The sequence below is a fragment of the Lujinxingia litoralis genome (assembly GCF_003260125.1).
Taxonomy (GTDB): domain Bacteria; phylum Myxococcota_A; class Bradymonadia; order Bradymonadales; family Bradymonadaceae; genus Lujinxingia; species Lujinxingia litoralis.
Map to the genome: position 1 here is coordinate 46,975 of NZ_QHKO01000014.1, position 8,686 is coordinate 55,660.

The following is an 8,686-nucleotide window of genomic DNA, read 5'->3' on the forward strand; positions in this document are numbered from 1 at the left end:
AGTCGAGGGATCAAAGTTGTATGGTCGCTGCCATCGGAGTCAACCGATGGACCCGGGCGCCCGGCCAGGCGACCCTGGCCGGGTCGCGCCCTCGGGGACGCGACGATGCCTGATGCGGTGACGAAACGTTTTGGTGATGAGGTGGTGATGAAGCTCGCTCAGATGGCGATGGTGGCGGGAGTGATGGGATGGATGCTGGCGAGCGCGCCGGCCACGGCGGAGGCCTTTGACCTGGAGATTGCGGTCGGCGCCAAAGGCGGCATCAATATGGTGGCCGGGCAGGGCATTCCCGACGACTCCCGGATGACCAGCGACCAGGGAAACCAGGTCTATTTCGCCAAGCCCGAGTACTACGGGCACTTTGGTGTGGGGCCCAAGGCGGGCTTGAGCCTGGAGCTGCGGGCACTGGATTTTGTGGGGCTGGAGACCGGATTTTATTACTCGGTGGACCAGGCCTCGGGGTACGTGGATAAAAACGACGCGCTCAGCGGGCGCACCGTCGCGCGTATCCACAGCGATCAGGTCTCCCGGGCCTACCACCTGCCGGTGCTCTTGAAGTTTCGGGTGCCCACTTCGCGGGTGAGCCCGGTGTTCGGGGTGGGGGCGGAGTTCATCTTCCAGACCGAGAGCGAGCTGGAGTACCGCGAGGAGCGTCGCGCCGGGTCGATGGGCAGCCTCACCGACCAGCTCAACGCCCGCAATCAGATCGCGCCCTCCAACTACATCTTGCTCACCCTGAGCGCGGGCATGGAGATTAAGGCCGGTCCGGTGCGCATTCCGGTGGAGCTGCGGATGGGCTACAACCTGGGCTTTGACCAGGCGATGAGCCAGCGGGCCACCTACGACGAGAGCACTGGCGAGATCACCTACGACGGCATCTACCAGGGGCATGTCGGGGTGTTTACCGGCGTGCTTTACGAGTTTGACCTGCTGCTGTAATGCTTCTGCGCCAGCGCCTTTAGAGGTTTACAGATGACGTTTCTACGCGCGCTTAAACGCGCACTTTTCAAGGGAGCTACCATGAACCAGCTGAAGCAATTTAATGAAGTCCCCTCCGATTACGTGGGCGGCGAGGGTGAGCTGCACGCGATCGTTCACACCAACCACGGTGTGATCGACATCAAACTCTTTGAGAAGCGCGCGCCCAAGACCGTGGCCAACTTCGTGGGTCTGGCCACCGGGAAGCGCCCCTACACCGACCTGGAGACCTTTGAGGAGACCACCGGCGCGTTTTACGACGGGGTGATCTTCCACCGGGTGATCCCGGGCTTCATGATCCAGGGCGGCGACCCGCTGGGTCAGGGCACCGGGGGACCGGGCTACAAGTTTGCCGATGAGTTCCACCCGGAGCTCAAGCACACCAAAGCCGGGATGCTCTCGATGGCCAACGCCGGTCCGAACACCAACGGCAGCCAGTTCTTCATCACGCTGGGACCGACGCCGCACCTGGACAATCGCCACGCGGTCTTCGGGGAGGTGGTCTCGGGGATGGATGTGGTCGAGGCGATCGGCAACCTGCCGCGTGACCGCCGCGATCGTCCCCACGAAGACGCCGTGATGCAGAAGGTGGAGATCAAGCGCGTATGAACATCCCGAGGCCCGGCACATGGAGGGGGGCCTGGCGAGCCAGCGCGCTGATGTGTGGAGCGCTGGCTTGCCTGCTGGGCCCGGTGGAGGCCTCGGCGCTGGAGTGGGGTCAGGCCGAGGTGGGCGCCCGGGTCGGCGGGAGTTTTGGGTGGCTTTACCGCCCGGTCGATCCGGTGGGGGCGCCCACGCTGCTTTACGGCACGGCGTTTCGGGGCATGGGGCTGGTCGTTGGCCCCACCCTGCGCCAGCCCCTCTGGGAGGGGTCCGGGGCCCGGGTGAGTCTGGTGGCCGATGCGCTCTACGGCTATCAGAGCGGGCGTGGTCACGCCGAAGACGTCGACAGCGGTGAGCGCCTGGAGATGCGGATGGCAGCGCATAGCCTGCGCGTGCCCCTGCTGCTGGAGCTTTCCAACGGTCGGGAGGCCGGTGGGTTGAGCCTGGGTGTGGGGCCCGAGCTGCTGGTCGGGCTGGCCAGCCAGGCCACCCTTGAGGAGAGCAGCCCTGAGGGCAGCTCCTCCACTCCGATGAACTCCCGCGCGCCCTCGGCGCTGGGGGCGGCCCTGGCGCTGGGCTACACCCTGGATCGTGGCGAGTTCAAGGTGCCCTTGATGCTCTCGGCCAGCTGGAATCCCTTTGTGGCCGAGTCGACCTTTGAGCGTTTTGAGGGCTACCAGAGTTTTGCCAGCCCGGGGCGCTACACCGTGGCCTTTAACTGGCAGCTCTTTATGAGCGCGGGCGTGCGCTGGTCGCTCGACGAACTCACCCGATAGCCCGGCGGCGCGCTTCGCAGGGGGGCATGTCTGCTCGGGGTGAGCGCGCCTGGAGGTGGTGTGGCACTCTCGATAGTGCATCTTCTGGCATCCGCTTCTGCTTACGGCATCGTACTTTCTTTTTGCCCCGAATGGGGCATCTTCGGGGACACCGGATAGGCCGGCGCTTTGAGCGACCCTCGTCAGGGGCCGCGCCGCCGGGGTCTGCGCTCGACTCTTCATGTCTCTATTTTTTCTGGGTGATACCGATGGCAAAGAGCATCTCGCTTCGTGATCCGGGCCTCTACCTCAACCGTGAGCTGAACTGGCTGGCGTTTAATGAGCGCGTGCTGGCCATGGCCCAGGATGAGCGCGTGCCCCTGCTGGAACGCCTCAAATTCCTCTGCATCTCCAGCACCAATCTCGATGAGTTCTTTGAGATTCGTGTCGCTCGCCTCAAACACGAGATCGCGCTGGATGCCGAGCAGATCGGCCCCGATGGGATGCGCCCCCGTGAGGTGCTCGGGGAGATCGGGGAGCGCTGCTCGGCCTTTGTGCAGGAGCAGTACCGCCTGCTCAACGAGGTGATCATCCCGGAGCTGGCCGAGCAGGGAGTGCGCTTTTTGAAGCGGGCCGACTGGAGCGCGCGTCAGCGCGCGTGGGTGGAGCGCTACTTTGAGGAGGAGGTCTTGCCGGTGCTCAGCCCGATGGGCATCGACCCGGTTCACCCCTTCCCCCGGGTGGTCAATAAGAGCCTCAACTTCGTGGTCTCGTTGGAGGGCAAGGATGCCTTCGGGCGCGCCAGCCGCATGGCGGTGGTGCCTGCCCCCCGGTGCCTGCCCCGGCTGATTCAGGTGCCCCGGGAGGTCAGCGGAGGGGCGCACGACTACGTGTTTTTGTCGTCGGTGATTCATGCGCACGTCGACGAGCTCTTTGCCGGCATGAGCGTGACCGGCTGCTACCAGTTTCGCATCACCCGCAACAGCGAGCTCTACGTCGACGAGGAAGAGGTCGAAGACCTGATGATCGCCCTGGAAGACGAGCTCTACGCCCGCAACTACGGGGAGGCCGTGCGTCTGGAGGTGGCCGATAACTGCCCGATGGACGTGGCGCGCTTTCTGCTGGAGCAGTGCGAACTGGGGGAGGCCGACCTCTACCAGGTGATGGGACCGGTGAACCTCAACCGCCTGATGATGATCCCGGCCGATCTGGAGCGGGCCGACCTGAAGTACCCGGGGTTTATGCCGGCGATGCCCACCGGGCCGATCCGCCATGGCGAGGTCTTTGAGGCCATCGGCCAGGGCACGGTGCTGATGCATCACCCCTATCAGTCGTTTTTCCCGGTGCTGGAGTTTATCCGGCAGGCCGCCGCCGACCCCAACGTGCTGGCGATCAAGCAGACGCTCTACCGCTCCGATCCCGAGTCGCCGATCCCCCAGGCCCTGGCCGAGGCGGCCCGCGCGGGCAAGGAGGTCACCGCGGTGGTTGAGCTGCGGGCGCGCTTTGACGAGGCCTTTAATATCGCCATCGCCAACCGCCTCCAGGACGCCGGGGCCCACGTGCTCTACGGGGTAATGGGCCATAAGACCCACGCCAAGATGTCGCTGGTGGTGCGGCGAGAGGCCGGGGGCTTGAAGCGCTACGTGCACCTGTCGACGGGGAATTACAACCCGCGGACCGCGCGCCACTACACCGACTTCGGGCTGATGACGGCCGATGAGACCATCACCGCCGATGTGCACCGGGTCTTTCAGCAGCTCACCGGCCTGGGCAAGGCGCTCAAGCTCAAGAAGGTGGTTCAGGCGCCCTTTCATCTGCACAAGCGTTTGCTGCGCCTGATTCGTCACGAGATCAAGGCGGCCAAGGCCGGGGAGCCGGCGCTGATCCGCGCCAAGATGAACCAGCTCACCGAGCCCCGGCTCATTCGTGAGCTCTACAAGGCCTCGCAGGCCGGCGTGCAGATCGAGCTGGTGGTTCGGGGCATTTGCTGCCTGCGCCCCGGGGTGCCCGGGGTCAGCGAGAACATCCGGTTGCGCTCGATCCTGGGGCGCTTTCTGGAGCACTCCCGGGTCTACTACTTCCATCACGGCGGCGACCCGAAGGTGTACCTGGCCAGCGCCGACTGGATGCAGCGCAACATGTTCCGACGCATCGAGGTGGCTTTCCCGATCGAGGATGAGGCGCTCCGGGCTCGGGTCATCGAAGAAGGCCTCGATGTGCATTTTCGCGACACCGCCAACGCCTGGGATCTGGGCCCCGAGGGGGATTATCGGCGGGTGGGGCCCGGAGAGGAGGAGAAGGCCTTTGTCTCGCAGCAGGGGCTTTTGAAGAGTCTGAGCGAGGGGTGAGGCCTGAGGCCTGAGGGCCAGACTCAGTCCAGCGGGGTCTCGATGGTCGTGGAGGCCTGATCGCCGGTGATGGAGCTCGGGGGGGCGAAGACGATCGCCCCGACCAGCACCAGGAGCAACAACACCCAGAGCGAGATCGCGTAGCGCCTCAGTTTTCGGGCCTTTTCTTCGCCGTACCAGGTCATCGGGCGGATGCCCTGGATCCAGAAGGTGATGATGCCGGCCAGGTTGATGGCCACCAGGTTGGTCAGGGTGAGCATGGCGGCGCCGTAGGCGCCGCTCCAGTGGGCGGTGCCCATCAGCAGCCCGGTGGCCACCAGTGGGGGGAGCAGAGCCACGGCGACCATCACGCCGATCAGCGCGGTGGAGACGCCCCGGGTTACCGAGAGCACGCCGGCGGAGCCGGCGGCCAGCGCCAGGACCACGTCGGCCAGCCCCACCCGGGTGCGGCTGGCGATCTCGGCGACGGTGACGTCGACCGGAAACAGAAAGCCCCCGAGCACCGCCAGCCCCAGCCCCAGCACCAATCCCAGCAGGTTGACCAGGGCCGCGCGGCGAATCAGCGTCCAGTCGGCCAGGGTGGCTCCCAGCGCCAGCGCGATGTTCGGGCCGATCAGGGGCGCGATGACCATCGCGCCGATCACCACCGCCGTGCTGTCGCGCAGCATGCCCCCGGCGGCCACGATGGTGGAGAGGGCTACCAGCGCGTAGTGCACCGAGGTCACGCGGATCGACTCGGTCACATCCTGATAGACCTCCTCCCGGCTCACCGTGGCCGCGGCGCCCCGGGGCTCCTCCTCCTCTTCTTCCGGCTCCTCGGGCCCGGTGTCGCCCGCAGACTCATCGAGGGCCCCCAGCTCGTCGACGCTCGTCTCTCCCTCCTCCTCGCCCTGGCGCGGCAGGGTGGCCAGCACCTCGAGCACCACGATGCGATGCCCCTCGATCTGTCCGACCTGCTTATGCAGCCACTCCAGCAGCGCGTCGGCGTCGCCGGTCTCCAGCACGATGGAGGTGAGCTGCGCGCCATCCTCCAGCGTGAGATCATGGCGTGAGAGCACGCTGGGGGCATCCTCCATCTCTCCCAGCGCCTCCGGGCCCGGGGGCAGGTAGATGTCGATCTGTCGAAGGGCCATGCGGAGGGCTCAGGTCAGGAGAGGCTGGCGGGAGTCTCCGGAGCCTAAGGGCTTACGCGCCGGGTGGCCAGGGGGGCAGGCGTGGGTCGCTCATGGATTACCCCTGGTGGGGTGGTGATTTGAGTGCTAACCATGGCTTATCCCAACAGTTGAAGTAGGACCGTCGAGCATGGGGTTCGGCGGGGCCTTCGACGCGTGAGAGTACGGAGAGATGATGTTGTACGCACGCACGCGTTTATGCCGAGGGCTCAAGTAGGGGTTGGTGCCCTGTTTTGTTTTTAGGAGATATGATGAACAACCACGCTAACATGGTGATGGCAATGCTTGGCGCCACGTTCCTACTCACATCATGCGGGGATCCTGAGCCGGTGCTACATCCCTCGCCGGACTCCTGTCTGATCGCCCAAAGTGAAGCGCGGGATTGCGACATGCAGCCCTTTCATGTCGACGAGTTTGATTTGGAGGTTCTTTTTCAGGAGGTGTCCGATCTGGATCTCGGCTGCGAACAGCGCTGTTCCAGGGTATCTCGGACGATGGCGTTTTTTCTTCTGGAAGGTCTGGGAAAGCTCGAAGGGTTTCATTTTGTGGAGTCGGTTAAGGGGCTGAGGTTCTCGTCGATGCATGATCTTCGGGAGATTGATGCCTTTCATGGTCTGACCACGATCGAGCAGGGGATTTCTATTTATGAAAATTGGGGGCTGGAGACGATCGAGCCCTTTGCGAGTCTGGAACATGTGGGGTTTGCGGTGGGGTTTGAGAATAATTATAAACTCAAAGATCTTCGCCTGTTGGCAAATGTTCGACAGATCGGAGAGATCGGGGGAAGCTATGAGCAGGGGCTCTATCTGTCATCGAATAAGGGGCTTAAAGATATGACCGGTCTGGAGTCTCTAGAAAGAATCGGAGGGAGATTTCGCATTTCGTACGAGACAGGGCTGGAGTCGATGCGGGGGTTGGAGTCGTTAAAAGAGGTGGACACGCTGAGGATCAATTACGCTGTTGAGTTGAGTTCACTGGAAGGGTTGGAGAACCTGCAGCGGGTTAATGAAGTGTTGAGCATCGAAAACTCCCCCAAACTCAGGCGTTGTGAGGTCGAGGCCCTGGTCGCGCAGCTGGAAGAGCCACCGGAGCGAGTGCTTTTGTCGGGGCTGAGTGAGGCGCCCTGCGATTGAGGGGATTCGGTTCCCGGGGGGAGAAGGGGAGGGGCGGAGTGTGTATGAATCGGGGGATGCCGCTAGCCGCCTTCGGGGTTTCGGGCGCCGTGGTTGAACTGCAGGTGTGCGGTGAGGGGAGGGGCGTTGAGCTATGCCAACGAGGCGCCGGGCGCGGTCATCGGGTGGCGCGAGGGAGGGGAGGGAGGGTGGTGAGTGCCCGCGTGAGGGTAGAGGGAAGGGGCGAGGCGGTTTTGGAGTGGCGGCCGAAAGGGTAGAGGGGGGGGGCGGAATATGGGGACTCCGCCCTTCCCCTCTCCACGCGCCCCATCGTTGCTGGCGGCCCTCGCCACCTTTGGCCTCGGCCGGATGATAATGCGGAAACGTTAAGCCCGGCCTTTGAGCATGCCGTGCCAGTACATCTCGGGGAGCATGTAGGCTTTGAGGGCGTACATGCTGTAGCGCTCCTGAGCCTGGTCGAAGGGGAAGCTCTCGACGGGGTTTCCGTCGTAGTCGAATTCGGCCAGGATCAGGCGGCCGTAGCCGGTGACCAGGGGGCAGGAGGTGTAGCCGTGGTAGGCGGCCGTCAGGGGGCGGCCCTGGCGCCTGGCGAGCAGGTTTGCGACGAGGACGGGGACCTGTTTGCGGATGGCGGCGCCGGTTTTGGCGGTGGGCAGGCTGCTGGCGTCGCCGGCGGAGAAGACGTCGGGGAAGCGGGTATGCTGGAGGGTGTGGCGGTCGACCTCGACCCAACCGCCGGCGTCGGCCAGGGGGCTGGTTTTGATGAAGTCCGGCGCGCTCTGAGGCGGGGTGATATGGAGCATCTCGTAGGGGAGTTCCAGGGGGGCTTCGCCATGGAGGCTCTCAAAGACGGCGAGCTTCTCGTCGGGGCGCACCTCAATGAGGTTGCGGCCGAAGTGGGTGTGGATGTCGCGTTCGGCGACGAGTTTTTGCAGGGCCTTTTTGTACTTTTCGACGCCGAAGATTGCGCCGCCGGAGCTTACGAAGTGCACATCGGCCCGGTCGCGGAGCCCCTGTTTTTGGAGGTAGTGCTCGGAGATCCACATGATTTTTTGGGGTGCGCCGCCGCATTTGACGGTGCCTCTGGGGAAGGTGAAGAGGGCGTTGCCAGCGCGGAAGTTTTGGAGGGCCTCCCAGGTGGAGTTGACGGTGTCGTAGGCGTAGTTGGAGCAGATGCCACCCTGGCCCATGTGGCCGTCGAGGCCTTTGATCTTGTGCCAGTCGAGCTGGAGGCCGGGGGCGACGATGAGCTGGTCGTAGGAGTAGGTGCGGCCTTCGGCGGTGGTGACGCTGTGGGCGTCGGGAGCGAAGGTGGCGGCGGGCTCTTTGAGCCAGGTGACGCCGGGAGGGATCACCTCGCTCATGGGCTTGCGGGTGTGCTCGCGGGTAAATACGCCGCCGCCGACCAGGGTCCACAGGGGCTGGTAGTAGTGCCAGTCGGCGGGCTCAAGGATGGCCACGTGCAGGGGGGCGTCTCCCGAGGAGAGGCGCGCGGCGGCGGAGATGCCGGCGGCGCCGCCGCCGACGATGAGGATGTCGTAGTGGGAGGTCATCAGGGGCTCCTGTGGGGGCAAGCGTGGGAAAAGACGGTGGCGAGGCGTTTAGCCGGGGAGCTGGCGCGGAGCGTCGGCGTCGGCCAGGGCGGCACCGAAGGCGCGGGCGACTTCCAGGGCGAAGCCGAGCGCGCGGCGCACGTT

General features: G+C 64.6%; 7 protein-coding genes. 5 read left to right on the forward strand and 2 right to left on the reverse strand.

What is annotated here, in order from left to right:
• The first annotated feature begins 105 nt into the window (after positions 1-105).
• The 4 genes from DL240_RS18685 to ppk1 all read left to right on the forward strand — a co-directional run bounded on the left by DL240_RS18685 (position 106) and on the right by ppk1 (position 4,684).
• Positions 106-939 carry a hypothetical protein gene (locus tag DL240_RS18685; RefSeq protein WP_111731420.1) on the forward strand — a complete coding sequence of 278 codons (834 nt, stop codon included), beginning with the start codon at positions 106-108 and terminating at the stop codon, positions 937-939.
• Between the two features lie 81 nt (positions 940-1,020).
• A complete protein-coding gene (locus DL240_RS18690) occupies positions 1,021-1,587 on the forward strand; it encodes a peptidylprolyl isomerase (RefSeq protein ID WP_111731421.1) in 567 nt (188 codons plus the stop codon).
• Entirely contained in the window at positions 1,584-2,357 is a 774-nt protein-coding gene (locus DL240_RS18695) for a PorT family protein (protein WP_146618420.1), read from the forward strand. Before DL240_RS18690 ends, DL240_RS18695 begins: the two co-directional genes overlap by 4 nt.
• A gap of 248 nt (positions 2,358-2,605) precedes the next feature.
• On the forward strand, positions 2,606-4,684 hold the full coding sequence (gene ppk1, locus DL240_RS18700) for a polyphosphate kinase 1 (protein ID WP_111731423.1): 2,079 nt from the start codon (positions 2,606-2,608) through the stop codon (positions 4,682-4,684).
• 23 nt (positions 4,685-4,707) lie between these two features.
• Here ppk1 and DL240_RS18705 read toward each other — a convergent pair whose 3' ends face one another.
• The gene (locus DL240_RS18705; protein ID WP_111731424.1) at positions 4,708-5,817 is read right to left on the reverse strand and encodes a TIGR00341 family protein; all 1,110 of its coding nucleotides are present in this window, start codon (positions 5,815-5,817) and stop codon (positions 4,708-4,710) included.
• A 428-nt stretch (positions 5,818-6,245) separates the two neighbouring features.
• Between DL240_RS18705 and DL240_RS18710 the strand changes: the two genes are divergently transcribed.
• Complete coding sequence (locus DL240_RS18710; RefSeq protein WP_111731425.1) at positions 6,246-6,989, forward strand: hypothetical protein; 744 nt, start codon at positions 6,246-6,248, stop codon at positions 6,987-6,989.
• 365 nt (positions 6,990-7,354) lie between these two features.
• Here the strand turns inward: DL240_RS18710 and DL240_RS18715 are convergent, their stop codons facing one another.
• A complete protein-coding gene (locus tag DL240_RS18715) occupies positions 7,355-8,542 on the reverse strand; it encodes an NAD(P)/FAD-dependent oxidoreductase (RefSeq protein WP_111730055.1) in 1,188 nt (395 codons plus the stop codon).
• Between the last annotated feature and the right edge of the window lie 144 nt (positions 8,543-8,686).

Bases quoted from the DNA above. Each gene is read 5' to 3' on its own strand.
- DL240_RS18685 (WP_111731420.1), top strand. From the start codon at position 106: ATGCCTGATGCGGTGACGAAACGTTTTGGTGATGAGGTGGTGATGAAG.
- DL240_RS18690 (WP_111731421.1), top strand. From the start codon at position 1,021: ATGAACCAGCTGAAGCAATTTAATGAAGTCCCCTCCGATTACGTGGGC.
- DL240_RS18695 (WP_146618420.1), top strand. From the start codon at position 1,584: ATGAACATCCCGAGGCCCGGCACATGGAGGGGGGCCTGGCGAGCCAGC.
- ppk1 (WP_111731423.1), top strand. From the start codon at position 2,606: ATGGCAAAGAGCATCTCGCTTCGTGATCCGGGCCTCTACCTCAACCGT.
- DL240_RS18705 (WP_111731424.1), bottom strand. From the start codon at position 5,817: ATGGCCCTTCGACAGATCGACATCTACCTGCCCCCGGGCCCGGAGGCG.
- DL240_RS18710 (WP_111731425.1), top strand. From the start codon at position 6,246: ATGCAGCCCTTTCATGTCGACGAGTTTGATTTGGAGGTTCTTTTTCAG.
- DL240_RS18715 (WP_111730055.1), bottom strand. From the start codon at position 8,542: ATGACCTCCCACTACGACATCCTCATCGTCGGCGGCGGCGCCGCCGGC.